Origin of the sequence: Mycolicibacterium duvalii (genome assembly GCF_010726645.1) — a bacterium.
In the GTDB taxonomy this organism is placed as follows: Bacteria; Actinomycetota; Actinomycetes; order Mycobacteriales; family Mycobacteriaceae; genus Mycobacterium; species Mycobacterium duvalii.
Window position 1 is genome coordinate 5,231,612 of sequence record NZ_AP022563.1, and the last position, 22,991, is coordinate 5,254,602.

The following is a 22,991-nucleotide window of genomic DNA, read 5'->3' on the forward strand; positions in this document are numbered from 1 at the left end:
CTCTACTTGGTCGCTTGTTCTTGGCTGTTCCGGATCGCCTCGACGATCGAGGCCGGGGTCGCCGGCAGCCGGGTGATGGTGACGCCCAACGGGGCGAGTGCGTCGTTGATCGCGTTGATGACCGCCGGGGTCGAGCCGATCGCGCCGCCCTCTCCGCAGCCCTTGTAGCCCCCGACTCCGGGGCCCGGGATCTCGACGTGGCCGTACTCGATGGCCGGGACCTCGGTGGCGGTGGGCAGCAGGTAGTCGACGAACGTCGACGACAGGGGGTTGCCGTCGTCGTCGTAGTTCATCTCTTCGAGCAGTGCGCCGCCGATGCCCTGCACGGTGCCGCCGGCGATCTGGCCCTCCACCACGTTGGGGTTGATCATCGGGCCGACGTCCTCGCTGACGATGTAGCGGGTCAGCGTGACGTGCCCGGTCTTGATGTCGACCTCGCAGGTGCAGGCATGAGTGGCGTTGGCCCAGTGGATCATCGCCTCGGAGTTGAACCGGGCCGTGGCCTCCAGCGTCGGCGAGGTGCCGGCCAGCATCGCCGGCTCGTAATAGGACCGGTAGGCGATGTCGGCGAAGCTGACGGAGCGGTCGGGGTCGGTGCGCACCGTGGCGCGTGACCCGCGCAGTTCGAGGTCGTCGGCATCCGCGCCGAGCAGGTTGGCGGCGATCGCGAGAATCTGGGTGCGCAGGATCGCGGCGGCCTCGTTGACCGCACCGGCGGTCATCGGCCCGCTACGGCTGCCTTGGGTGCCCGCGCCGTAGGGGGTCACCGCGGTGTCGCCCTGGATGGTCGACACGTCGTCGATGTCGGCGCCGAGGGCGTCGGCGGTCAGCTGCACCACGGTGGTCTCCAGGCTGTTGCCGGTCGACCCGCCGTTGACGTAGACGTTGATCTTGCCGGTGGACTCCATCCGGATCGTGGCGCCCTCGGTGGCCAGGTGCCCGGTGGCCGCGCCGGTGGGCTCGATGTAGGCGGAGTAACCCAGCCCCAGATAGCGGCCTTCTTCCAGCGCATCGGCCTGTTCGCGGCGGAAGCCCTCGTGGTCGAGGATCTTGACCGCCTGGTCGAGGGTGTCGGCAGGGGCGACATGGTCATAGGGCATGCCGTTGGGGTTGACGTACGGCATCTCGTCGCGGCGCAGGATGTTGCGCTGCCGCAACTCCAGCGGGTCGACGCCCATCTCGCGCGCGGCGATGTCGAGCAGGATCTCGCGCGTGAGGGTCTCGTACTGCCACGGCCCGCGGTAGGCGGCCAGGCCGGCGGTGTTGGAGAAGATCGTCTGGTAGTTGAAGCTCGACTTCGGCACCCGGTAGGGCCCGGGGAAGAACATGCCGATCGCCGCGGTCGTGAGCACCGGATACGGGGTGGGGTAGGCGCCCACATCCTGGATGAAGTCGATGTCGGCGGCCAGGATGTTGCCGTCGGCGTCGAAGGCCATCCGCACGTCGCCGTCGACGTGGCGGGCCTGTCCCGCCGACATCAGATTCTCCCGTCGGTCCTCGATCCACTTCAGCGGTGCCGACACCGTGCGCGCGGCGAGCAGGATGCACATGTCCTCGCGCATCGGTACGACCTTCTGACCGAAGCCGCCTCCGGTGTCGCGCATGATCACGCGGACCTTCTGCGCGGGGATGCCCAGCAGCCGCGCAGCGAACGCGCGCAATTCGTGCGGAGTCTGGGTGGACGCCCAGACCGTCAATTCGCCTGGCGCAGCCTGCCATTCGACCACCAGGCCGCGCGTCTCGATCGGCACCGGTGCGTGAATCTGCTGGTACACGTGCGCCGCGGCGACGTAGGCGGCATTGGCGAACGTCTCCTCGTCCGGCGGCGCGCCGCCCATACCGCCGGCGCGGTTGTCGGGGTAGGCGTCGTGCACCACCGCGCCGGTCTCGGCCAGCTCCACCGCGCGGGTGAAATCGGCGACGGCCGGCAGCGGTTCGTAGTCCACGTCGATCAGTTCGAGGGCGTCCTCGGCGACGTAGCGGTTCTCGGCGATGACGACGGCGATCGGGTCACCGACGAAGCGCACCTCGCCTTCGGCCAGCGGAGGGCGAGGTGTGTCGGGCACGTCCTTGCCGGCCACCGCGTGCCAGGCTTCCCGGACCTCGGGGTTGATGTCGGCGGCGGTGAGCACGGCGTGCACGCCGGGGTGCGCCAGCGCGGCGGACGCGTCGAAACCCACGATCCTGGCCCGCGCGAACGGGCTGCGGACGAAGCAGGCGTGCAGCATGCCCGGGCGGTTGATGTCGTCGACGAACGAGCCGTGACCAGTGAGAAGGCGGCTGTCTTCGACGCGTTCCATGCGCCGGCCGGCATAGCGCGCGGTGACGGACTCGACGGCGGTGTCGGTCACTTCGATCACTCTCCTCAGGACTTGAAGAGTGACGTTATCGCATCCGAGAGCGACATTTCCACCACTTGTGTCTCACGCGGGTTCATGCCTCGTGGTGGATGCGCCCCGCGGTCCGCGACAGCGGCTCGCCCCGGCCACCCCAGCGCCGCGCGATGATCTCTGCCGCAATGGACACCGCGGTCTCCTCCGGCGTGCGCGCGCCCAGGTCCAAGCCGATCGGGCTGGCCAGCCGCGCCAGTTCAGCCTCGGTCACCCCGGCCTCCTTGAGGCGGTCGATGCGGTCGTCGTGGGTGCGCCGCGAGCCCATCACGCCGATGTAGCCCGGCACGGAGGGCCCGGTCAGCCGCAACGCGACCTGCAGCACCGGCACGTCGAACTTGGGGTCGTGGGTGAGCACGCAGATCGCGGTGCGCTCGTCGATGGCACCCTGCTCGGCCTGTTCGGTGAGGTAGCGGTGCGGCCAGTCGACGACCACGTCCTCGGCGGCCGGGAAGCGCGCGGCGGTGGCGAAGACCGGCCGGGCGTCGCACACCGTTACCCGGTAACCCAGGAACGCGCCCTGCTGGGCCAGCGCCGAGGCGAAGTCGATCGCACCGAACACCAGCATGCGCGGCCGCGGCGCGTGACTGGCGACGAACACCTCCATGCCCGCGTCCTGGCGCTGGCCGTCGGGTCCGTAGGTCAGCACCGCCGAGCGGCCGGCGGCCAGCAGTCCGCGGGCGTCGTCGAGCACGGCGGCGTCGGCACGCGGTGAACCCACGGAGCCGTCGACCGAATCAGGCGTGATGATCAGCCGGTGGCCGAGCCGGCGCGCGTCCGGGTGCACGATGACGGTAGCCACCGCGACAGCGCGATGGGCAGCGATGTCGTCGGCCACGGCCTGAAGCTGTGGAAAAGTATTGCGGGACACCGGTTCTGTGAAGATGTCGATGGTGCCGCCGCACGTCAGTCCGATCGAGAAGGCGTCGTCGTCGCTGACGCCGTAGCGCTGCAACTCCGGTGTCCCGCTCGTGACGACGTCGGTGGCGGTCTCGTACACCGCACCCTCGACACAGCCGCCCGAGACCGATCCGGCGACGCTGCCGTCGGGCGCGACCACCATCGCGGCGCCGGGCTCGCGGGGTGCCGAGGACATGGTGCGCACCACGGTCGACAGCCCGGCGGTGCCGCCGGATCGCCAGACCGCAAGGAGCTCGTCGAGAACGTCACGCACGAGCGTGAGTGTATGCCGCTGCCGGGAGCCCGCTTTCGCCTCAGAGCTTGTCGAGGTCGGTACGCATCAGCATGATGTTGTAGTCCGACCACAGCGACAGGTTCCAGTACAGCTCGGAGCCGGTGCCGTTCGTCGACGGGGACCAGGGGTGCAGCATCGGTGCGTAGATGCCGCCGCTCTGCTGACCCATCAGGACCGTCACATCCGACCACTGCCCCTCGGGGGTGTCGGAGGTGCGCATCACGATGTTGTTGAACTGGTCGCCGTAGAGCACGATGTACTTGCCCAGATACTCGTTGTACTGCACCGACATTTCGCTGACGCTGTTGCCGGGTTTGGTGGCCCCGCACGCGCCGCCGTCCTTGCCGATGATCGCCGAGGCCGACGACGAGCTGCTGGTCCAGCGGGCCGGCGAGGTCCCGAACCAGCCTCTCGACTCCTTCTTGAAGTACTCGTATTTCGACGCGTTGAGGATGTCCTCGGGCGCGACACGGGCGAGGTAGGCCGCACCCTGGCGACCGTTGGGGGTGCCGTACATGTAGACGTAGCCGTCGTCGCCCTTGACGAACGCGGACTGCTGGAAGTTGCGGTTACCGCTGAAGATCGAGTTGTAGCGCACGCTCTGCGGTGCGATCGTGAAGTTCTCGCCGTTGTCGGTCGAGTACGCGATCGCCGAGTAGTTCGTGGTCCAGCGCCCGGCCGATCCCCACCGCGACACCGACATGAAGCTGACGTACTGCGTGACGCCGAACTCCGTGTCGGGCGTCTCCACCGAGATCCCGGCGGTCGGGATCAGGGTGACCGAGTTGGGCAGCCAGTACGGCCGATTGATGATCGGCCGCGCATAGAACTCGCCGGACAGCGGTGCGCCGCCGAACATGTTGCCGTTCTTCCACTCACCGTTGGGGATGTCGATGCCGTCGGAGAGCACCCGGTCGGCGCTGCGAAACAACGTGTTGTAGCGCCAGCCGCCCTGCATGTTCGGGCCGCTGAAGGTGTCGCCGACGGCGATCAGCACCTGGCTCTCGTTGTACGGCGTGTCGGGGTCGTCCTTCATGCCGTTGTCCCACATGACCCCGACGTCGGTGCCGTACACGCCGTAGCGTGCCACCGTGTTGGCCATCCGCCGGTCGCTGTAGACGTACTTGCCGGTGACCCAGCTGACGAAGTTCGTGGAGCGGCTCACCTGAGGGTTGAGCCACGGGGAGTACGGCGGCACCCATACCGCCGCGTCGCTGGGATCCTCGGCGGCCGGCGCGAGACTGGTGGTGGTGGTGCGGGCCTCCTTGTCGACCGCGCTGAGCGTGCTCCGGGTGGCGAACAGGTTCTCCAGTTCCCGGCGGGCGAAGGACATCAGTGCCCACAGGAACGGCGGCTGCGGGGAACTGGCCGGGTCCGCGTCGGCGCGCTGGCGGGCCCAGTCCAGCATGCTGTGCACGACGTTGACGACGGCGGTGACGAGGCTGGGCCTGCGGGTCTCGGTTTGCTCGTCGGGCGTCGACAGGTCCGTCTCGGTGAGGTCGGGGGAGAAGCGGGCGGTGCTGGCCTCGGCCAACTCGGTCGCCGAGGCGAACACCGCGACCTTGGTCGGCTCCTTCGGCGCGACCGCTGGATCGTCGGCGGATTCTTCGGTGGTCTGGTCGTCGGCGGGTGTGGTCGCCGCGACGTCGGCGTCGACGGTGCGCCGGGTCTTCTCCGGTGGGGTCACCGTGGATTCGGACGTGGTGGCCTCGGCTGCCCGCCGACGCTCGGGGCGGGCCTCGGGTTCGTCGGAGACGATTTCGTCGGCCTCGTCGGCCGTGTCGTCGACCGGCAACTCGATGTCGAGCTCGGCGTCTGCACCGCCGTCCTGATCGGCGTCGGTCGTCGACGACGTCCGCTCACCGGTGGTTCGTTCGTTGCGGCGGGTGCGTTCCGATCCGGTGCTCTCGCTGCCACCTGTGGTTGCTGAGGACGACGAACGCGAGCCCGACGAGTCGGTGTCGTCGGCGGCTGCCACGCCGTGTCCTGCAAATACTGCTGATCCGACGCCCAGCGCGACGGCCAACCCGCCGACCCGGCCGACATAGGCTGCGGCACCCATGAAACCCCTTTGATCCAACCTTTGTGCGTCTCCCGACTCGGTGAGTATTCAATCGCACCGAGGGGACAGACTGAGCAAAAGGTTAAATCGTCACAAAATTCGTTTCGTTACCGTGACCTACACCTATATAGGCGGAGGCGCCGGAACGGGGCGAACATCAGCAAACACCGGCCGGCAGCTACTCGAGCGTCTCCAGCGCCTTCTCGTAGAGTTCGACGGCCTCGGCTATCCCGTCACCGAGCCAGGCGTCGACGATGCCGACCTGGTCGGCGACCAGTTGCACGCGGTTGAGCCACACCGTGAACGACTCGTCCCGGCGAAGCTCGTCGATCTGCGCGTTGGAGCCCTGGATGAGGATGAACCCGCCCAGTTCGATGTTTTGCGGCTTGAGCACCACCCGGTCGAAGCGCTCGATCCGCCCCTGCTCGGTCAGCCCCGACAGATAGTCCTGCGTCTCGATCAGCAGGGCCAGCGCCTTGCGTTCCCGTCCCGGGGTCGGGACGCCCCACGCCACCCACAGTCCAGCTTCAGCCATGGCGTCGACGCTACTAGTGCCCGACCTCAGAAGGACTGACCGTTGGCGTAGCGCTGCCGACGGTAATACCGACCCTTGCCACGGTTGCGCCCCTTGTACGTCGGCAGCTGGGAGTCGCAGTTCGGACAGATGAGCCGGAGGTTTTCCCGTCGATTGTTCGACGGGTCGCCATCGATGTGGTCGACGACGAAGGCAAGGGGCTGATCCAGCCAGACATTGGTCCTGCCGCAGATTGCACAACAACCTGACTGAGCCGCGGCCAGGAACTGACGGATGTAGTGAATTCGTCGGCTGTCGACCCAGGCTTCGCCCGACTGCAGCCAACGTTCCGTCGCGGTAGTTCGCCGATGTGTCGCCTGACACGCGTTGCTGCAGTAGATTTTCTGGCTGCGCTTCACCATTACCTGGCCGCAGCCGCGGCACTGTCTCATGCTCGGAACTTATGACGAGCGTCCGACAATCGGCCTGGCGATCGAGCCTCCTGTCAGGATTGAACTGACGACATCCTGCTTACAAGGCAGGTGCTCTACCACTGAGCTAAGGAGGCGTATCCGGCCGCCATGCGGCGGCACGTGCCAGATCCTATCGACTCACTCGCCGGTATCGATAACCCGCTGGGAGGAGACCGGCCGGATGGTGGTTCGGCTGCGCAGCCGGCGGCCGGGCAGCGGAATCCGGTCGGCGATGTTGCTCAGCGGGTTGACCACCTGGCTCAGCACGATCACCGCCTCCCGCAGCGCTTCGATGGTCGGCTCGAGGGCCTCCAGGCCCGGGGCCAGCCGGTTGAGTGTGTCGGCGACGTCGGCGAGCTGCTCGAGCGGGCCGTTGCGTGCGGTCAGCTTCTCAACCAGGCCGCCGTCGGCGAACAGCCGGTCGGCCAGACCGTCCTCGGCGAGCAACCTTTCGACCAGGCCTTCCTCTTCGAGCAGCTGATCGACCAGACCGCCGGGCTCGATGGCCCGCATCAACCCGCCGTCCTCTTCGGTGAGCCGGTCGAGCACCCCGCCGGGGGCGGTGATGCGGTCGACGACGCCGCCCGGTTGCAGCAGCCGATCCAGCGGGCCGCCCGGCGCCAGCGCGCGCCCCAGCGGCTGGTCCTCGTCCATCAGCCGGGCCAGCCGGTTGGCCCGTTCCACCGCTTCCTGCATGCCCAGCATCTGCGCCAACGACGTCGGCCGTTGCGCCATCCCGTTGTCGTTCACCGTCCGGTGTGCCACATCCAGGGCACTGGTGGCCATCCCGATCCCGGCATCGGCGACGGCCAGCCCCACGCGCACCGGCGCGAACGCGAGGTCGGTGAGCGATTTGGCGAGGTCCATCACCCCAGTCTATGGACAGTGCAAGGTCGACTCACAGGAACTGCACAGCCAACTTCCAGAAATCACGCAGGCGTCGCGACGACACTGGAGTGATGGCGATGCCGATCCAGGACAGCGTTCCCGATGCCCGCGTCCTCGTCGTGGACGACGAGGCCAACATCGTCGAGCTGCTGTCGGTCAGTTTGAAGTTCCAGGGTTTCGAGGTGCACACCGCGACGAACGGGCACGCGGCGCTCGACAAGGCCCGCGAAGTGCGCCCCGACGCGATCATCCTCGACGTGATGATGCCCGGCATGGACGGGTTCGGGCTGCTGCGGCGGTTGCGCGCCGACGGCATCGACGCACCGGCACTGTTCCTGACCGCGCGCGACTCGCTGCAGGACAAGATCGCCGGTCTCACGCTGGGTGGCGACGACTACGTGACCAAGCCGTTCAGCCTGGAAGAGGTGGTGGCCCGGTTGCGGGTCATCCTGCGCCGGTCCGGCCGGACCAGCCCCGACCCCCGGACCTCACGGCTGACCTTCGCCGATATCGAACTCGACGAGGACACCCACGAGGTGTGGAAGGCCGGTGAGCCGGTCGCGCTCTCGCCGACCGAGTTCACGCTGCTGCGCTACTTCATCGTCAATGCCGGCACGGTGCTGTCCAAGCCGAAGATCCTCGACCACGTGTGGCGCTACGACTTCGGCGGAGACGTCAACGTCGTCGAGTCCTACGTCTCCTACCTGCGCCGCAAGATCGACACCGGTGACAAGCGGTTGCTGCACACCCTGCGTGGCGTCGGCTACGTGTTGCGCGAACCGAAGTGAGCCGCGGGCGGGGAATTCCGCTGCGGGTGGCGCTGGTGGCCGCCACCCTGCTCCTGGTGGCGTGCGGGCTTCTCGCCTCGGGCGTCGCGGTCACCACGATCATGCAGCACAGCCTGATGAACCGGGTCGACGCCGCCCTGCTCGACGCGTCCCAGGGCTGGGCCCAGGTGCCGGCGCAATCCCTGCGGACCCCGATCGAGGACCCGAACCCGGCGCGCCCGCCGTCGGACTTCTACGTGCGCGCCGTCGACCCGGAGGGACGGGTCTGGGTCGCGATCAACGACCGCTCGGCCGAGCCCGACCTGCCCGGCAATGACGTCGGTCGGGCGCCGGTCACCGTGGGCTCGGTGGACCATCCCGAGTTGCACTGGCGCGCGATGACGGTGCGCGGCACGGGCGGCGAGCTGACGACGGTCGCCATGGATCTGGCCGACGTGAACTCCACGATGCGCTCGCTGGTCTACGCCCAGGTGGGCATCGGGGTGGCGGTGTTGTCGGTGCTCGGCGTCCTGGCCTACGCGGTGGTGCACCGCAGCCTGCGCCCGCTGGCCGAGGTCGAACAGACCGCCGCGGCGATCGCGTCGGGACAGCTGAACCGTCGCGTTCCCGAACGCGACCCCCGCACTGAGGTCGGCCGACTGTCCCTGGCGCTCAACGGGATGCTGGCCCAGATCCAACGGGCGCTGGCGTCGTCGGAAGCCTCAGCGCAGCAGGCGCGGACCTCCGAGGACCGGATGCGGCGGTTCATCACCGACGCCAGCCACGAGCTTCGCACACCGTTGACCACCATCCGCGGCTTCGCCGAGTTGTACCGCCAGGGCGCCGCCCGTGACGTCGAGATGCTGATGAGTCGCATCGAAAGCGAGTCGCGCCGAATGGGTTTGCTCGTCGAGGATCTACTGCTGCTGGCCCGGCTGGATGCCGCGCGACCCCTCGAGCAGCACCGGGTGGATCTCCTGACGTTGGCCACCGACGCCGTGCACGACGCGCAGTCCGTGGCGCCGAACCGCCCCATCCGCGTGGACGTGTTCGACGGACCCGGCACCCCGGAGGTGCTCGGCGACGAGGCACGGCTGCGGCAGGTGTTGTCGAACCTGGTGGCCAACGCGCTGCAGCACACGCCCGCGACCGCCGCGGTCACCGTTCGGGTCGGCACCGAGGACGACGCGGCGATCCTCGAGGTCCGCGACGAGGGGCCCGGGATGAGTGCCGAGGACGCGCACCGCGTGTTCGAGCGGTTCTACCGGGCGGACTCGTCGCGAGCCCGGACCAGCGGTGGGACGGGGTTGGGTCTGTCCATAGTCGACTCGCTGGTCTGGGCGCACGGCGGACGGGTCAGCGTCACCACCGCGCCCGGTCAGGGCAGCACGTTCCGGGTGACGCTGCCCCGCATCAAGGATTCCAGCTCGCCGACGTCGGTTCCCGTCGGCTCAGGTCAGCTCGGCTAGCGCGGCCTTGATCCTGGCCTGCGCCTCGTCCAGCGACTCCGGCGTCGGGTTCGGGTCGACGTTGGCGAACCCGAAGTCCGACAGATGCCGGGCCGGGAAGACGTGCACGTGCAGATGCGGCACCTCCAGACCGGCGATGATGACGCCTGACCGCTCGGTGTCGAAGGCCTTGCAGACGGCCTTGCCGATCAGCTGGGACACCTGCATGACGCGGGCGAACACCGCGGGCTCGATGTCCTGCCAGTTGTCGATCTCGGCGCGCGGCACCACCAGGGTGTGCCCCTGGGTCATCGGCTGGATGGTCAGGAACGCGACGATCTCGTCGTCCTCGTAGACGAAGCGCCCGGGCAGCTCGCGGTTGATGATCTTGGTGAAAACGGTCGCCATGCCGTCGAGCATTCCAGGCCGCACCGGTCCCATCCAAGGGGCCCGTCGCTACGAAGTGCTCACATGGATGCCTATGAATTGAGTCAGCTGCTGTTGAACTCGCCGTTGTCTGCGGTGCCCGCCATCCTCATGGTGGTGCTGACCGTCTTGACGATGCGCTCGGTCGTCAAACGGGAGGAGGCGATGATTGCACGCCGCCGACCCGCCGGCGCTGATCGCGATGCGTATGTGAACCGGTGGCGTACACCCGAATAACCCTGCGTCACAACCCGAACGAATACCCGCCGTTGACGCAGATCGTCTGGCCGGTGATCCACGAGCCGCCCTCCCCGGCGAGCATCAGGGCCAGTTCGGCGACGTCTTCGGGTACACCGGGCCGCCGGATCGCGTAGTTGCGCAGGATCTCCTTGGCCTGTGGTGACTCGGCTGCCTGCGCCCACAGCGGCTCGGTCAACGGGGTCCGCATCGTCCCGAGCGAGATGTTGTTGGCGGTGATGTTGAACCGGCCGTTCTCCAGCGCCACGGACCGCGTCAGCCCTGCGGCGCCCGCCTTGGCGGCTCCGTAGACCGCCCCGCCGCGGTCACCGGTGCGGCCGGCATCGGAGACCACGGTCAGGATGCGGCCCCACGCGTTGGCGATCATGGCGGGCAGGACGGCCCGGGTGCAGTGCAGCACGCCGTAGAGATTGACGCGAAGAAACGACTCCCAATCCGCCGGGTCGGTCTCGGCGAACATGGCCCGGCCGCCGAAACCGTCGGCGCCGGCGTTGCCCGCGTTGTTGATCAGCACGTCGACGGGACCCGCCTGCGCGACCGCGGCGACCACGGCCTCGTAGTCGCACACGTCGAACGCCACCGGCACCGCCGCGCCGCCGGCGGCCTCGATCTCGTCGGCCACCAGCTCGGCGCGTTGCCGGTGCAGATCGTTGACCACGACCTCGGCGCCGGCTTCCGCGAACGCCAGCGCCAGCCCGCGGCCGACGCCCTGGCCCGCGCCGGTGATCAGGACGCGTCGAGATGTCATCCGGCAGCGGTGAATTCGATCTGCAACTCGGTCAGACCCCGTAGCAGGAAGGTCGGGTCGTAGGCGAAGCGATGCGCTCCGGCGGGCCCGTGCACCGATTCGTCGAGATGGATCTCGGTGGTGCGGTCCAGCCACCGCCGCACGGTGATCTGCCCCTCGACCCGGGCCAGCGGCGCCCCCGCGCAGGTGTGGATGCCCCGGCCGAACGCGATGTGCTCGCGGACGTTGCCGCGTTCCGGGCGGAAGGTGTGGGGATCGTCGAACTTGCGCGGATCCCTGTTGGCTGCACCGAGGCACAACATCACGATGGTCCCCGCCTTCAGGTGCACGCCACCGAGCGTGGTGGTCTTGCGCACCAACCGGAAGTCCACCTTGGTGGGGGAGTGCATCCGCAGCGACTCTTCGATGAACGTCGGGATCCGGTCCGGATGCTCACGCAGAAGCCGCTGGTGCTCAGGCTGTTCGGCGAGTGTCTTGATGGCCGCGCTCAACAGCTTGGTGACGGTCTCCTGGCCCGCCGCGAACAGGAACGTCGCGGGCTTGACCACCTCGATGAGTTCGGGCGTCGAACCGTCGGGGTACACCGCGGTCGCCATCCCCGAGAGCACGTCACCGCGCGGCTCGTGACGGCGCTCGGCGAGATAGCCGGCGAACTTGTCGTCGAGGTACTGCAGCGGGTCCGACCCCACCGGCTCCCCGTCGAGTGCACCCACCCGCGCGCCGTCCGGCTGCTCGGCGCCCAGAGCCGCCAGGAACTCCGGCCGGTCCTGCTCCGGGACGCCCAGCAGGTCGATGATCGCCGATGTGGCAAAGGGTTTGGCGTACTCCGACAGGAACTCGCAGCGGCCATTCCCGATCACCCGGTCGATCTGGCTGTCGACCAACTGCCACATGAATTCCTCGTTCTCCTTGAGGCGCCGCGGCGTCAACAGCTTGTTCAACAGCGACCGGGCCCGCTCATGGGCGGGCGGGTCCATCACCACCATGTGCTCGTAGATCGGGAACAGGTGCCGGTGCGCCTCGATCTGCTCGGTGATGTCATCCCCTTCCGGGATGAACGGCAGCGGCGGGAACGGCCCGCCGATCGCGTTGACCGCAGAGAACGAGTCATGGTCCTTGAATGCGGCCAGGACTTCCTGATATCCGGTGACGGCGACGACACCGTAGTGCGGTTCGCGGTACACCGGGTTCTGCTCGCGCAGGCTGTCCCAGTAGGCGTAGGGATCCTGGCTCAGCGCGTAGTCGGAGAAGAAATCCACCGATGCGAGGTCGGTCATCAGAGCAGCCGTCCTTTCGCTTGCCTGATCGATCGATCAGGCTGCTAGACTGCGCCATGCTTACCACGGTGGCTGAGGCACGGTCAAGCAACAACGCACGCCGGCGACTCATCGAGGCCACGGCGAAGGTCATGCGCGACGAGGGTTACGCCGCAGCGACATCGCGGCGGGTGGCCGCCGAGGCCGGCGTCAAGCAGGCGTTGGTCTACTACTACTTCCCGACCATGGACGACTTGTTCGTCGAGGTACTGCGCACCGGGGCGGAGAGCTCTCTCGAGCACATGCGCAAGGCGCTGACCAATGACGATCCGCTGCGAGCGCTGTGGCTGATCAACAGCGAAGCCCAGCGGACCGGGCTGAACACCGAGTTCATGGCGCTGGCCAATCATCGCAAGGCGATCCGCGTCGAGCTGAGGGCTTACGCCGAGCGGGTACGCGACATCGAGACCGCAGCCGTCACGGTCGCGCTGCGCGCCAACGGCGTTGATCTGCAACAGCATCCGCCCGTGGTGATCTCGATGCTGATCGCCCAGATCGCCCGAAGCCTGTGCAACGAGAGCGCCGTCGGTGTCACCCTCGGCCACGACGAGATGCGCGCCTACGTCGACCGCCTGCTCGGACAGCTGGGTTCCTCGACCCACGGTTGACAGCTTCGGTGATCGGTGTCACGCTCCTGATCGATCGACCAAACGGTCGATGTCGGGCTGGATGTGAGGTGGCATATGGGTGGTCGGGTCGACGGCAAGGTCGCGTTCATCACGGGCGCGGCGCGTGGGCAGGGGCGCAGCCATGCGGTGCGCCTGGCCGAAGAGGGCGCGGACATCATCGCGATCGACGTCTGCGGGCCGATCAGCAGCAACACCGAGATTCCGCCGGCCACACCGGACGATCTGGCACAGACCGTCGACCTGGTGAAGGGCACGGGCCGGCGGATCGTCGCTACCGAGGTCGACGTGCGCGACTTCGCGGCCGTCAAGAACGCGGTCGACTCCGGCGTGGAGCACCTGGGCCGGCTCGACATCGTGGTGGCCAACGCCGGAATCGGCAACGGCGGGCAGACACTGGACCGCACCAGTGAAGAAGACTGGACCGACATGATCGACGTCAACCTCTCCGGCGTCTGGAAGTCGGTTAAAGCTGCAGTCCCGCATCTGCTTTCCGGTGGACGCGGTGGATCTATCATTCTGACGAGCTCGGTCGGCGGGCTCAAGCCGTATCCGCACACTGGTCATTACATCGCCGCCAAGCACGGCGTGATCGGCCTGATGCGCACCTTCGCCGTCGAACTCGGCCAGCACTCGATCCGGGTCAACGCGGTCTGCCCGACCAACGTGAACACGCCGCTGTTCATGAACGAAGGCACGATGAAACTGTTCCGGCCCGACCTGGAGAACCCGGGTCCCGACGATCTGGCGGTGGCCGCGCAGTTCATGCACGTGCTGCCGGTCGGCTGGGTCGAGCCCGTCGACATCAGCAACGCCGTGCTGTTCCTGGCCTCCGACGAGGCCCGGTACATCACGGGTCTGCCGGTCACCGTCGACGCCGGCAGCATGCTCAAATAGCGGCGCTCACCCGACCTGGGCCGCGATCTCCTCGGCAGTCCACGGCGGTTGGTCGTCGTGACTGCGGTAGGCCACGAGCGACGGGGTCTGCCGGTCGAAACGGCCGACGAAACCCCCGGCGGCGATGAAGATCTGACCGGTCACGTGTCGGGCGAGATCGCTGACCAGGTAGGTGTACGTCGGGGCTGCGTACTCCGGCGGGGCGGCGTCGCGCGCTCCCTGGTAGCTGACGTCGTCGAGCAGGCCGCGTCGGTGCAGCGCGGCGATGTGCGCCTCGTACTCCGCTCCGGAGGACAGCCGCGTCTTGGCGCCGGGACACACCACGTTGGCACGCACACCGTGCTCGGCGAGTTCGGCGGCGATCGCCAGGGTCAGGCTGTTCACCGCGCCTTTGCCGGCGGGATATCCGGTGCCGCCGTAATCTCCCAGGAACGCAAAGGAACTGGTGTTCACGATCGCGCCGGAACCCTGCCGCACCATCCGCGGTGCCGCTGCCCGACAGGTCTGGAAGACCGTGCCCAGGTGGGCGTTCAGAAGTTCCTGGAACTGCGCGGTGGTGACGTTGAGGATCGACGAACCGGCCGGCTCGGCGGTGCCGGCGCAGTTGACCAGGATGTCGATGGAACCGAACGCCCCGACGCAGGCGTCGATCAGGGCGTCGGCGACCGCGGGCTCCGACGGGGATCCGGGATGGGCGACCGCACCCGGAATGCGTTCGGCCGCTTCCCGGGCCGCGTCGGCGTCGCGTCCGTTGACCACCACACCGGCACCTCGGGCGGCCAGCAGTTCAGCGACTGCGCGACCGATTCCGCGGGTGCCGCCGACGACGACCGCACCCCGGCCGGACAGCAGGTCGCTACTGGTCACCGTCGGGCTGGCTGAACGTCATCGCGTCCATGTTCCAGTAGCCGCGCAGATTGGTGATCAGGCCCTCGTCGTTGACGCGGTAGGTGAACACGCCCCGCACCGTCGCCACGAAGCCGTTCGGGAACGTGGTTTCCAGTACCAGGATGTAGGCAATCTCCGTCGGACTGCTCGACGGGAACGTCTCCTCGCAGGTCACCCGCAACTGGTTGGGGCCGATGTTGGCGTCATAGAACGCCGCCACGGCCTCCTTGCCGCGCACGCCGGTGCCGTCGGGGTTGGTGACGGCCTCACCGATCGGGTCCTCGATGACGATCTCGTCGCTCATCAGGGCCAGCCAGCCCTCGCGGTCACCGGTTTGGACGCAGCGCCACGAATTCCGTGACGCCGCGACCACCGGGCTCAGTTGCGCCGTGTCGGTCACAGGAGTTACCGGTCGGCGTCGGTGTAGCGGATGACTCCGCGGATGTTCTTGCCGTCCAGCATGTCCCGGTAGCCCTCGTTGATCTGCTCGAGCTTGTACTGCCGGGTCACCATGTCGTCGAGGTTGAGCCTGCCGGCCTTGTACATCGACAGCAGCTGCGGGATGTCGAAGTGCGGGTTGCCGCCACCGAAGATGGTGCCCTGCAGGTTCTTCTGCAGCAGCGTCAGCATCGACAGATTCAGCGTCACGTCCGAGCTGGCCATGTTGGCCACGGCGGTGACCACACACGTACCGCCCTTGGCCGTGATGTTGAGGTAGTTGTCGATCTCCTCGCCCTTGAGCTCGCCGGTCGTGATGATGGTCTTCGACGCCATCCGGCCCTGGGTGATCTCGCCGACGCCCATCATCGCGCTGACGATGTCCGGGTAGGCGTGGGTCGCGCCGAACTTCAGCGCCTGGTCGCGCTTCCACTCGACCGGGTCGATCGCGAAGATGTTGCGGGCGCCGGCGTTGAGGGCCCCCTGCAACGCGCCCATGCCGACGCCGCCGATGCCGGCGATGACGACGTCGTCGCCCGGACGGACGTCAGCGCTGCGAACCGCCGACCCGTAGCCGGTGGTCACACCGCAGCCGACGAGGCAGGCCACCTCGAACGGGATGGACGGATCGATCTTCACCACCGAGCTCTTGTGCACGACCATGTACGGGCTGAAGGTGCCGAGCAGGGTCATCGGGATGACCGGGGTGCCGTCCTTGACCGCGTGGATGCGGTGGGTGTTGTCCGACACCGCGGTGCCCTGCAGCAGCATCGCGCCCAGGTCGCACAGGTTGCGCATGCCGGCCTGACAGGACGGGCACGACCCGCACGACGGGATGAAGGACAGCACCACGTGGTCACCGGGCTCGAGGCCCTCGACACCCGGTCCGACCTCGGTGACGATGCCGGCGCCCTCGTGGCCGCCGAGGACCGGGAAGCCCGCCATCGGGATGTCTCCGGTGACCAGATGGTGGTCCGAATGGCACATGCCCGAGGCTTCCATCTGGATCTTGACCTCGTCCTTGACGGGGTCGCCGATCTCGATCTCCTCGATCGACCACGGCTGGTTGAACTCCCAGATCAGAGCGCCTTTGGTCTTCATATCTCCTGCTTTCGACTAGAGCCTCTGGTGACCAGACTAGAGGCTCTAGTTAGCCACATCACAAGCCCCCCAAGCAACCGCTTGGTGGTGTGCTCACCAGATCGGGACGGGGGCCTCGCCGAGCGGGTAGTACCCGGGCAGTTTCTCCCCGGCCAGCGACCGTTCGATGCGCTTCTGCATGGCCGGGGTCAGGTCGCCGGACTCGATGAGCTTGGCGTACCCCTTCGCCACGTGACCGAAGTCGAAGAAGTCGCGCTGCCACTCGATGAGCAGTTGGTCGTCGAGGCGGAACCAGCTGCCGCCGATGCCGTAGATCTCATCGCGGGTGCCGTCGCTCTTGTTGGCGATCTGCTTCCAGAAGCCGACGATCTCGTTCTGCTTCTCGTCGATCAGCACCTTCTGGTACTCGTACACCCAGTTCTCCAGGCCCTCCATCTCCAGGCCGAGAGCGATGTCGCGGATCTCGTCCTTATTGACGCACATGACGTCTTCCTTGGGGCCGATGTTCCAGCCGTAGGTGGCATCGTCGGTGTAGAACTCCGCGAGCGGCTTCCAGTCACCGGCAGCTTCGGCGTCCTGGTTGGCCTTGAGCCAGCGTTCGACCCAGTCCTCGAGTTGCTCACGGGTTGCCATAGTCATTCCTTTTCTGTGATGGACAGTGCCCGGGTCGGGCACATGTCGACGGCCAGTTCCACGGCTGCGCGCAGTTCGTCGGCAGGTTCCGGGTCGAGGATCTCGACGACCCCGCGCTTGGGCACTCGGAACACCTCGGGGGCTTCGAGCTCGCACATGGCGTGGCCCTGGCACAGATCCTCGTCGAGTTCAATGCGGTAGCAGCCCATTTCAGAAAAACCCGTCAGTCTTTCACCCGTTTGCGGTACGTCACCTTCGCCGGCCGTGCCAGCTGCACGACCATCTTCGAGTGGTCGTTGCGATAGCTCTCGGGCGGCTGCGCCATCTCGAACTCGTACTCGCGCAGAAGCACCGAGAAGATCGCCTTGATCTGCATCTGCGCGAATGCGGCACCGACGCAGCGGTGCTTGCCGGCTCCGAACGGAATCCAGGTCCAGCGGTTGATCAGATCTTCCTGGCGCGGTTTCTCGTAGCGGTCGGGGTCGAACGCGTCCGGCTCGGGAAAGTCCTCGGGAATCCGGTTGGAGATGGCCGGAGAAGCCGCGACCATCTGGCCCTTGTGGATCGGATACCCGGCGACCTCGAACTCGTCCTGGGCCACCCGCATCAGGATGATCAGCGGTGGGTGCAGGCGGAGCGTCTCTTTGAGCGCATTGTCCAGATGGGGGATCTGGCGCAGCGCATGGAAACTCACCTCCTGGCCGTCTGCGTACAGGTCATCGAGCTCCTGCTGGACCTTGGCGTAGAACTCCGGGTGCCGCAGCAACTCGATCAGCGTCCAGGACGAGGTGCCCGAGCTGGTGTGGTGCCCGGCGAACATCAACGAGATGAACATGCCGGTGACCTCGTCGGCCGAGAACCGCGGGTTGCCGTCGTCGTCCTTGACCGACACCAGCACGTCGAGCAGGTCGCGATCGCTCTTGTCGCTGGGCGGGTTGGCGATTCGCCCGTGCATGACCTCCTGGACCAACTCGACCAGGCTGGCCCGGGCCTCGTCGCGGATGCGGAAGCTCTCGATCGGCAGGTACGGGTCGACGTAGCAGAGCGGGTCGGTACCGCGCTCGAGGAGGTGGTAGTAGTTGGCGAAACGCGAATCCAACTGGTCGCGGAACTTCAGCCCGATCAGGCACGCGGTGGAGGTGTAGATCGTCAGCTCGGAGAAGAAGTCCAGCAGCTCGATCTCGCCTTCGTCGCCCCAGTCGGCGATCATCTTGCGGACCTCGGCCTCGATGGTGGCGGCGTGGCCCTTCATCTGCTCGCCGCGCAGCGCGGTGTTGTGCAGCATCTCGGCGCGGCGTTCGGGGTCGGCGTCGAAAACCACGCCCTCCCCGAAGATCGGCGTCATGAACGGGTAGGCCTCGGCCTGGTTGAGTTCGCTGTCAGTGGACCGGAAGAAGAACTCGTTGGCCTCGGCGCCCGAGAGCAACACCACCTGCTTGCCGGCGAGCTGGAACCAGCCGACGTCCCCGCACTCCTCGCGGACCCGTTTCATCAGACCGATCGGGTCGGTGCGGAACTCCTCGAGGTGGCCGTGTTCCTCGTCGCCACCGGATACCCGCTGCACTTCCTTGATCGCGGTCATGACTTGAGCGCCTCCTCGTCGACCTTCAGTTGTTGGCGGTCGGTGACCGTCGCAAGCGGAGCCTCGGGCTGCAGTTCCATGCTCGCGATGAACCCGCCGCGCGGGGTCTCGGCCACGAAGGTGATGGCGCGGGCCAGGTCGGCGGCACGCAGGAAATAGTCGTGGCGGGCCTGGCCCCACTTGGCCCAGTCCTCGAGCGCGGGCCCGATCAACTCGGCCGGCAGGCTCCAGCCCATCGAGGTCTTGGTCGGTCCCGGGTGCACGATCGATGCGCGGACCCCGGTGCCCTCGAGCTCCATCTGGTAGTTGGTGACCATCGCGACCAGGCCCGCTTTGGCGGCCCCGTAAGCACCCATGTGGGGCCGCTGCCGCAGCGCCACATCGGATCCGACGAAGATCAGATCCCCGCGCCGGCGTTCGATCATTCCGGATATCACGGCGCGGGCGACGCGGTTGGCACCGATCAGGTGGATCTGGACCTGCGATTCGAAATCCTCGGTGCTGATCGCGTCCAACTTGCCGAAGTAGGTGTCACCGGCCCCGGCGACCAGGATCTCGATGTCGCCGAGTTGCGACGTCGTCTCCGCCACCGCGGCTTTCACCGACTGCGGATCGGTGACGTCGAGGTGCACCGCAATGGCCTCACCGCCGTCGGCGCGAATCTTGTCGACAGTCTCCTGGCACTTCTCGACGCGGCGGGCGCCGAGCGCGACCGGAAAGCCGCGCGACGCCATCTCGATCGCGGTGGCCTCGCCGATTCCGGACGAGGCGCCGGCGACCAGGGTGGGCCGCCGGTCGGGCAGGGGGTCAAAACGGGGCATCAGAGAATCTTTCAGCGGTTCTGGACGGACACGGGCGTCATCGGCGGGACACCGAAATCGGAAGATGAGCGAACCCGCGGACATTGCTGGAGTGAACGCGGACGGCGTTGGCCTCGTCGACCTCGTATCCGCGGATTCGCTTGAACAACTCGGTCAGCGCCACCCGGGCCTCCATGCGTGCCAGGTGCGCGCCGAGGCAGAAGTGGGCGCCACTGCCGAAACTCATGAGTTTGGAGCCGATCTCGCGACCGATGAGGTACTGGTCGGGGTTCTCGAAGGCGCGCTCGTCACGGTGCGCCGAACCCGGAAGTAACAGCACCACATCGCCTTCGGGGATGCGGGTGTCGTAGAGCGTCAGCTCGCCCGAGACCGTGCGCGCCAGGATCTGGCTCGAGGTGTCATAGCGCAGCGTCTCCTCGACCCACAGGGACACCCGGTCCAGGTCGGCGTACACCGGGGTGAGCTGGTCGGGGTTTCGGTGCCCCCAGAAAGCGGCATTGGCAAGGAGTTTGGTGGTGGTCTCGTTCCCGGCGATCACCATCAGGAACATGAAACCGATGATCTCGTCGTCGGTCAGCCGGTCGCCGTCGATCTCGGCTTCCAGCAGCGCCGAGGTCAGGTCGTCGGTGAGCTTCTTGCGGCGCTCGGCGACCATCTCCTGGTAATAGACGAACAGGTTGATCGACGCTTCGATGGCCGTGGCGGGAACGTCGGTGACGCCTTCCTCGCGGTGCATCACCGCATCCGCCCAGGCCCGGACCTGAACGCGATCGGCCTCCGGCACGCCCATCAACTCGGAGATGACATCCATCGGCAGCTTGCCGGCGAACTCGTCGACATAGTCCACGGTTGCGTCGGCGCTCTCCAACATCGTGTCCAGGTGAGCCACGGCGATCTCGGTGACGCGCGGTTCGAGTTCCCGGATGCGCCGCGGCGTGAACCCCTTCGACACCAAGGTCCGCAATCGCAGATGGTCCGGGTCGTCCATGGCCAAGAACGACATGGTCTTCGACGCGTGCGGGCCGCGTGACGCCGGGTCCAGCGACACCCCGAACTTGTTCGACAGCGTCGAACTGTTGCGAAATCCCTGCAACACATCGGCGTGCCGCGACAACGCCCAGAAACCCAGTTCCTCGTTGCGGTACAGCGGCGCCTCGTCGCGCAGCCGCTGATAGTACGGGTACGGATCCTCGTGGAAGTCGTAGTCGTAGGGGTCCAACGTCACTTCGCTCAGCGTCATTATCTGTCGTCTCCTACGATGAGACCGACCACGTAGCTGAGGCGGTCGGCGATCTGGTGGTAGGTGTAGACGCCGCTGCCGGCGTTGACCAACGCTCCGAAGAAGGTCATCTCCAGCGCGGCCAGGGTGCGCGGGTCGGCGTCGGGGCCGACCGCAGCCCGGATGCGTCGGTGGATCTCGCCGCCGATCCGGTCCCGGACAGCCCGCACCGCAGCATCGTTGCCGGACAGCAGCGCCGTGGTGCACGCCGCCGCGACCTCGGGTTCATCGGCCACCGTGAGCGCCATGCTGCGCAGCGTCTTCTCCACCCGGTCCACCGTGCTGTCGTTGACGTCGGTGTAGTACGCGACCTGCTGCACCAGGCTCAGGTAGATCTCGGCGATCAGGTGGTTCTTCGACGAGAAGTAGGTGTACGCCGTCGCCGGGGCGACCTTCGCGCGTGCCGCGACCGCCCGCACCGTCAGATCGGCGTACGACGTCTCGCGCAGCATTTCCTGGCCCGCGGCCAGCACCTTGCGGAAGGTCTCTTCCTGCCTGCGGTTACGCGGCGTCTGCCGTGCCTGCTCTGTGACGGCGGCAACAGCTTCATTGGACACATGTCCAACGTATCCGAAGTGGGTCGCCGTCGGCAAGCGAGGCCGCGAAATCGCCTTTCATAGTGCTGCATTGGCTGGTCCGGACCGGGCTGTCCTTGCCTGTGTCTCGGGTAGGGGGCTATGGTTCAAGGAATCCAGTCAGACAGCTGTCCAGAACCAGAACAGGAGGTCGGATGGCAATCCTGGCCGATCGTGAGAGCAAGCTGTACATCGACGGCAAGCTCGTCGCCGGCGGTGCGGGGACCTTCGCCACCGTCAACCCCGCCACCGAGGAAACGCTCGGCGTGGCCGCCGACGCCGATACCGCGGATATGAGTGCGGCCATCGATGCCGCGCGGCGGGCCTTCGACGAAACCGACTGGTCGACCGACGTCGAGCTGCGGGTGCGCTGCATCCGCCAGCTCCAGCAGGCGATGCGGGACCACGTCGAAGAGCTGCGCGAACTGACCATGGCCGAGGTGGGCGCGCCCCGCATGTTGACCTCGGCGGCCCAGCTCGAAGGGCCGGTGGAGGATCTGAGCTTCTGCGCCGACACCGCGGAGTCCTACCCGTGGACGACCGACCTCGGGACCGCCTCGCCGATGGGCATCAAGACCCGGCGCAGCATCGCCCGCGAAGCCGTCGGGGTGGTCGGCGCGATCACACCGTGGAATTTTCCGCACCAGATCAACCTCGCCAAGATCGGACCGGCGCTGGCCGCCGGAAACACGCTGGTGCTCAAGCCCGCACCCGACACTCCGTGGGCGGCCGCGGTGCTCGGCGAACTCGCCAGTGAGCACACCGACATCCCGGCCGGCGTGCTGAACATCGTCACCTCCAGCGACCACGGTGTGGGTGCGCTGTTGTCGAAAGATCCTCGGGTGGACATGGTTTCGTTCACCGGATCGACGGCGACCGGCCGTGCGGTGATGGCCGACGGATCTGCGACGCTGAAGAAGGTCTTCCTCGAATTGGGCGGTAAGTCGGCATTCCTGGTCCTCGACGATGCCGACCTGGCCGGCGCCTGCTCGATGGCGGGCTTCACCGTGTCGATGCATGCCGGTCAGGGCTGTGCCATCACCACCCGGCTGGTCGTCCCGCGCGACCGGTACGACGAGGCCGTGGAAGCCGCGGCGGCCACCATGGCCGGGCTGAAGCCGGGGGACCCGACAGACCCGGGAACCATCTGCGGGCCGTTGATCTCGGAGCGACAGCGCGACCGGGTGCAGGGCTACCTGGATTCGGCGATCGCCGAGGGCGGCCGGTTCGCCTGTGGTGGCGGTCGGCCGGCCGACCGGGATACCGGATTTTTCATCGAGCCCACCGTCATCGCCGGACTGGACAACTCGGCCAAAGTCTCGCGCGAGGAGATCTTCGGGCCGGTACTGACCGTGATCGCCCACGACGGCGACGACGACGCGGTGCGCATCGCCAACGACTCGCCGTACGGGCTCTCGGGCACGGTCTTCTCCCCGGACCTCGATCGCGCCAACGCCGTCGCGGCCCGGCTGCGGGTCGGCACGGTCAACATCAACGGCGGCGTGTGGTATTCGGCGGACATGCCGTTCGGCGGTTACAAACAATCCGGCATCGGCCGGGAGATGGGCCTCGCCGGTTTCGAGGAGTACCTCGAGATCAAGGCGATCGCGACGGCAGCACAATGACCAACCCGCCGAACGTTGAGTTTTGGCTCGCTTACCGACGA

24 protein-coding genes and 1 tRNA gene are annotated in these 22,991 nt (G+C 67.2%); 6 read left to right on the forward strand and 19 right to left on the reverse strand.

Going from position 1 to position 22,991, the window contains the following annotated elements; all coding sequences use genetic code 11:
• Positions 1-2 precede the first annotated feature (2 nt).
• The 7 genes from G6N31_RS24820 to G6N31_RS24850 all read right to left on the reverse strand — a co-directional run bounded on the left by G6N31_RS24820 (position 3) and on the right by G6N31_RS24850 (position 7,501).
• Positions 3-2,300 carry a xanthine dehydrogenase family protein molybdopterin-binding subunit gene (locus tag G6N31_RS24820; protein ID WP_163722501.1) on the reverse strand — a complete coding sequence of 766 codons (2,298 nt, stop codon included), beginning with the start codon at positions 2,298-2,300 and terminating at the stop codon, positions 3-5.
• 133 nt (positions 2,301-2,433) lie between these two features.
• A complete protein-coding gene (locus G6N31_RS24825) occupies positions 2,434-3,564 on the reverse strand; it encodes an XdhC family protein (RefSeq protein ID WP_098003172.1) in 1,131 nt (376 codons plus the stop codon).
• 40 nt (positions 3,565-3,604) lie between these two features.
• Positions 3,605-5,647 carry a glycoside hydrolase family 183 protein gene (locus G6N31_RS24830; protein ID WP_098003171.1) on the reverse strand — a complete coding sequence of 681 codons (2,043 nt, stop codon included), beginning with the start codon at positions 5,645-5,647 and terminating at the stop codon, positions 3,605-3,607.
• Between the two features lie 178 nt (positions 5,648-5,825).
• Complete coding sequence (locus tag G6N31_RS24835; RefSeq protein WP_098003170.1) at positions 5,826-6,182, reverse strand: hypothetical protein; 357 nt, start codon at positions 6,180-6,182, stop codon at positions 5,826-5,828.
• A 26-nt stretch (positions 6,183-6,208) separates the two neighbouring features.
• Positions 6,209-6,613 (reverse strand): HNH endonuclease, encoded by a 405-nt coding sequence (locus tag G6N31_RS24840; protein WP_098003169.1) that lies wholly within the window; start codon positions 6,611-6,613, stop codon positions 6,209-6,211.
• A 44-nt stretch (positions 6,614-6,657) separates the two neighbouring features.
• Positions 6,658-6,729: transfer RNA gene (locus G6N31_RS24845), tRNA-Thr, on the reverse strand.
• A 43-nt stretch (positions 6,730-6,772) separates the two neighbouring features.
• Complete coding sequence (locus G6N31_RS24850; protein ID WP_098003168.1) at positions 6,773-7,501, reverse strand: MlaD family protein; 729 nt, start codon at positions 7,499-7,501, stop codon at positions 6,773-6,775.
• 92 nt (positions 7,502-7,593) lie between these two features.
• Between G6N31_RS24850 and G6N31_RS24855 the strand changes: the two genes are divergently transcribed.
• The gene (locus G6N31_RS24855; protein ID WP_098003167.1) at positions 7,594-8,310 is read left to right on the forward strand and encodes a response regulator transcription factor; all 717 of its coding nucleotides are present in this window, start codon (positions 7,594-7,596) and stop codon (positions 8,308-8,310) included.
• Positions 8,307-9,758 carry a sensor histidine kinase gene (locus G6N31_RS24860; protein ID WP_098003166.1) on the forward strand — a complete coding sequence of 484 codons (1,452 nt, stop codon included), beginning with the start codon at positions 8,307-8,309 and terminating at the stop codon, positions 9,756-9,758. The genes G6N31_RS24855 and G6N31_RS24860 overlap by 4 nt, the downstream gene beginning before the upstream one ends.
• On the opposite strand, the gene G6N31_RS24865 is transcribed toward G6N31_RS24860, so the two are convergent.
• A complete protein-coding gene (locus G6N31_RS24865) occupies positions 9,741-10,145 on the reverse strand; it encodes an HIT family protein (protein WP_163722370.1) in 405 nt (134 codons plus the stop codon). The two genes, G6N31_RS24860 and G6N31_RS24865, sit on opposite strands and share 18 nt — an antisense overlap.
• 63 nt (positions 10,146-10,208) lie before the next feature.
• Here G6N31_RS24865 and G6N31_RS24870 point away from each other — a divergent pair, with 63 nt between their 5' ends.
• Positions 10,209-10,400 carry a hypothetical protein gene (locus tag G6N31_RS24870; protein WP_098003164.1) on the forward strand — a complete coding sequence of 64 codons (192 nt, stop codon included), beginning with the start codon at positions 10,209-10,211 and terminating at the stop codon, positions 10,398-10,400.
• A 7-nt stretch (positions 10,401-10,407) separates the two neighbouring features.
• Here G6N31_RS24870 and G6N31_RS24875 read toward each other — a convergent pair whose 3' ends face one another.
• Together G6N31_RS24875 and G6N31_RS24880 are read right to left on the reverse strand one after the other, a co-directional pair.
• Positions 10,408-11,169, reverse strand: a complete 762-nt coding sequence (locus G6N31_RS24875) for an SDR family NAD(P)-dependent oxidoreductase (RefSeq protein ID WP_098003163.1) — start codon at positions 11,167-11,169, stop codon at positions 10,408-10,410.
• Positions 11,166-12,446, reverse strand: a complete 1,281-nt coding sequence (locus G6N31_RS24880; protein ID WP_098003162.1) for a cytochrome P450 — start codon at positions 12,444-12,446, stop codon at positions 11,166-11,168. The genes G6N31_RS24875 and G6N31_RS24880 overlap by 4 nt, the downstream gene beginning before the upstream one ends.
• Positions 12,447-12,502: 56 nt before the next feature.
• Between G6N31_RS24880 and G6N31_RS24885 the strand changes: the two genes are divergently transcribed.
• Both G6N31_RS24885 and G6N31_RS24890 read left to right on the forward strand, forming a co-directional pair.
• Positions 12,503-13,093, forward strand: a complete 591-nt coding sequence (locus G6N31_RS24885) for a TetR/AcrR family transcriptional regulator (RefSeq protein WP_098003161.1) — start codon at positions 12,503-12,505, stop codon at positions 13,091-13,093.
• Positions 13,094-13,168: 75 nt separating this feature from the next.
• Positions 13,169-14,008, forward strand: a complete 840-nt coding sequence (locus G6N31_RS24890) for a mycofactocin-coupled SDR family oxidoreductase (RefSeq protein ID WP_098003160.1) — start codon at positions 13,169-13,171, stop codon at positions 14,006-14,008.
• A gap of 6 nt (positions 14,009-14,014) precedes the next feature.
• On the opposite strand, the gene G6N31_RS24895 is transcribed toward G6N31_RS24890, so the two are convergent.
• From G6N31_RS24895 to G6N31_RS24935, 9 genes are all read right to left on the reverse strand, one after another.
• Entirely contained in the window at positions 14,015-14,875 is an 861-nt protein-coding gene (locus G6N31_RS24895; RefSeq protein WP_234815276.1) for an SDR family NAD(P)-dependent oxidoreductase, read from the reverse strand.
• On the reverse strand, positions 14,865-15,296 hold the full coding sequence (locus tag G6N31_RS24900) for a nuclear transport factor 2 family protein (RefSeq protein WP_098003159.1): 432 nt from the start codon (positions 15,294-15,296) through the stop codon (positions 14,865-14,867). The genes G6N31_RS24895 and G6N31_RS24900 overlap by 11 nt, the downstream gene beginning before the upstream one ends.
• A 5-nt stretch (positions 15,297-15,301) precedes the next feature.
• Positions 15,302-16,435 (reverse strand): NDMA-dependent alcohol dehydrogenase, encoded by a 1,134-nt coding sequence (locus G6N31_RS24905; RefSeq protein ID WP_098003158.1) that lies wholly within the window; start codon positions 16,433-16,435, stop codon positions 15,302-15,304.
• Between the two features lie 93 nt (positions 16,436-16,528).
• Positions 16,529-17,068 carry a nuclear transport factor 2-like protein gene (locus G6N31_RS24910; RefSeq protein ID WP_098003157.1) on the reverse strand — a complete coding sequence of 180 codons (540 nt, stop codon included), beginning with the start codon at positions 17,066-17,068 and terminating at the stop codon, positions 16,529-16,531.
• Positions 17,069-17,070: 2 nt separating this feature from the next.
• Complete coding sequence (locus tag G6N31_RS24915; protein WP_098003156.1) at positions 17,071-17,277, reverse strand: ferredoxin Fdx; 207 nt, start codon at positions 17,275-17,277, stop codon at positions 17,071-17,073.
• Between the two features lie 14 nt (positions 17,278-17,291).
• Positions 17,292-18,650, reverse strand: coding sequence for a lanosterol 14-alpha demethylase (locus G6N31_RS24920; protein ID WP_098003155.1), 1,359 nt, complete (start codon positions 18,648-18,650; stop codon positions 17,292-17,294).
• Positions 18,647-19,471, reverse strand: coding sequence for an SDR family oxidoreductase (locus tag G6N31_RS24925; RefSeq protein WP_098003154.1), 825 nt, complete (start codon positions 19,469-19,471; stop codon positions 18,647-18,649). The genes G6N31_RS24920 and G6N31_RS24925 overlap by 4 nt, the downstream gene beginning before the upstream one ends.
• Positions 19,472-19,508: 37 nt before the next feature.
• Entirely contained in the window at positions 19,509-20,711 is a 1,203-nt protein-coding gene (locus tag G6N31_RS24930) for a cytochrome P450 (protein ID WP_098003153.1), read from the reverse strand.
• Positions 20,711-21,307, reverse strand: a complete 597-nt coding sequence (locus tag G6N31_RS24935; RefSeq protein WP_098003152.1) for a TetR/AcrR family transcriptional regulator — start codon at positions 21,305-21,307, stop codon at positions 20,711-20,713. Before G6N31_RS24935 ends, G6N31_RS24930 begins: the two co-directional genes overlap by 1 nt.
• Before the next feature lie 173 nt (positions 21,308-21,480).
• Here G6N31_RS24935 and G6N31_RS24940 point away from each other — a divergent pair, with 173 nt between their 5' ends.
• On the forward strand, positions 21,481-22,950 hold the full coding sequence (locus G6N31_RS24940; protein ID WP_098003151.1) for an aldehyde dehydrogenase: 1,470 nt from the start codon (positions 21,481-21,483) through the stop codon (positions 22,948-22,950).
• Positions 22,951-22,991: the final 41 nt, after the last annotated feature.

Coding starts and splice junctions, on each gene's coding strand:
- G6N31_RS24820 (WP_163722501.1), bottom strand. CDS start 2,300: ATGGAACGCGTCGAAGACAGCCGCCTTCTCACTGGTCACGGCTCGTTC.
- G6N31_RS24830 (WP_098003171.1), bottom strand. CDS start 5,647: ATGGGTGCCGCAGCCTATGTCGGCCGGGTCGGCGGGTTGGCCGTCGCG.
- G6N31_RS24835 (WP_098003170.1), bottom strand. CDS start 6,182: ATGGCTGAAGCTGGACTGTGGGTGGCGTGGGGCGTCCCGACCCCGGGA.
- G6N31_RS24840 (WP_098003169.1), bottom strand. CDS start 6,613: ATGAGACAGTGCCGCGGCTGCGGCCAGGTAATGGTGAAGCGCAGCCAG.
- G6N31_RS24850 (WP_098003168.1), bottom strand. CDS start 7,501: ATGGACCTCGCCAAATCGCTCACCGACCTCGCGTTCGCGCCGGTGCGC.
- G6N31_RS24855 (WP_098003167.1), top strand. CDS start 7,594: ATGGCGATGCCGATCCAGGACAGCGTTCCCGATGCCCGCGTCCTCGTC.
- G6N31_RS24865 (WP_163722370.1), bottom strand. CDS start 10,145: ATGGCGACCGTTTTCACCAAGATCATCAACCGCGAGCTGCCCGGGCGC.
- G6N31_RS24870 (WP_098003164.1), top strand. CDS start 10,209: ATGGATGCCTATGAATTGAGTCAGCTGCTGTTGAACTCGCCGTTGTCT.
- G6N31_RS24875 (WP_098003163.1), bottom strand. CDS start 11,169: ATGACATCTCGACGCGTCCTGATCACCGGCGCGGGCCAGGGCGTCGGC.
- G6N31_RS24880 (WP_098003162.1), bottom strand. CDS start 12,446: ATGACCGACCTCGCATCGGTGGATTTCTTCTCCGACTACGCGCTGAGC.
- G6N31_RS24885 (WP_098003161.1), top strand. CDS start 12,503: ATGCTTACCACGGTGGCTGAGGCACGGTCAAGCAACAACGCACGCCGG.
- G6N31_RS24890 (WP_098003160.1), top strand. CDS start 13,169: ATGGGTGGTCGGGTCGACGGCAAGGTCGCGTTCATCACGGGCGCGGCG.
- G6N31_RS24905 (WP_098003158.1), bottom strand. CDS start 16,435: ATGAAGACCAAAGGCGCTCTGATCTGGGAGTTCAACCAGCCGTGGTCG.
- G6N31_RS24910 (WP_098003157.1), bottom strand. CDS start 17,068: ATGGCAACCCGTGAGCAACTCGAGGACTGGGTCGAACGCTGGCTCAAG.
- G6N31_RS24915 (WP_098003156.1), bottom strand. CDS start 17,277: ATGGGCTGCTACCGCATTGAACTCGACGAGGATCTGTGCCAGGGCCAC.
- G6N31_RS24920 (WP_098003155.1), bottom strand. CDS start 18,650: ATGACCGCGATCAAGGAAGTGCAGCGGGTATCCGGTGGCGACGAGGAA.
- G6N31_RS24925 (WP_098003154.1), bottom strand. CDS start 19,471: ATGCCCCGTTTTGACCCCCTGCCCGACCGGCGGCCCACCCTGGTCGCC.
- G6N31_RS24930 (WP_098003153.1), bottom strand. CDS start 20,711: ATGACGCTGAGCGAAGTGACGTTGGACCCCTACGACTACGACTTCCAC.
- G6N31_RS24940 (WP_098003151.1), top strand. CDS start 21,481: ATGGCAATCCTGGCCGATCGTGAGAGCAAGCTGTACATCGACGGCAAG.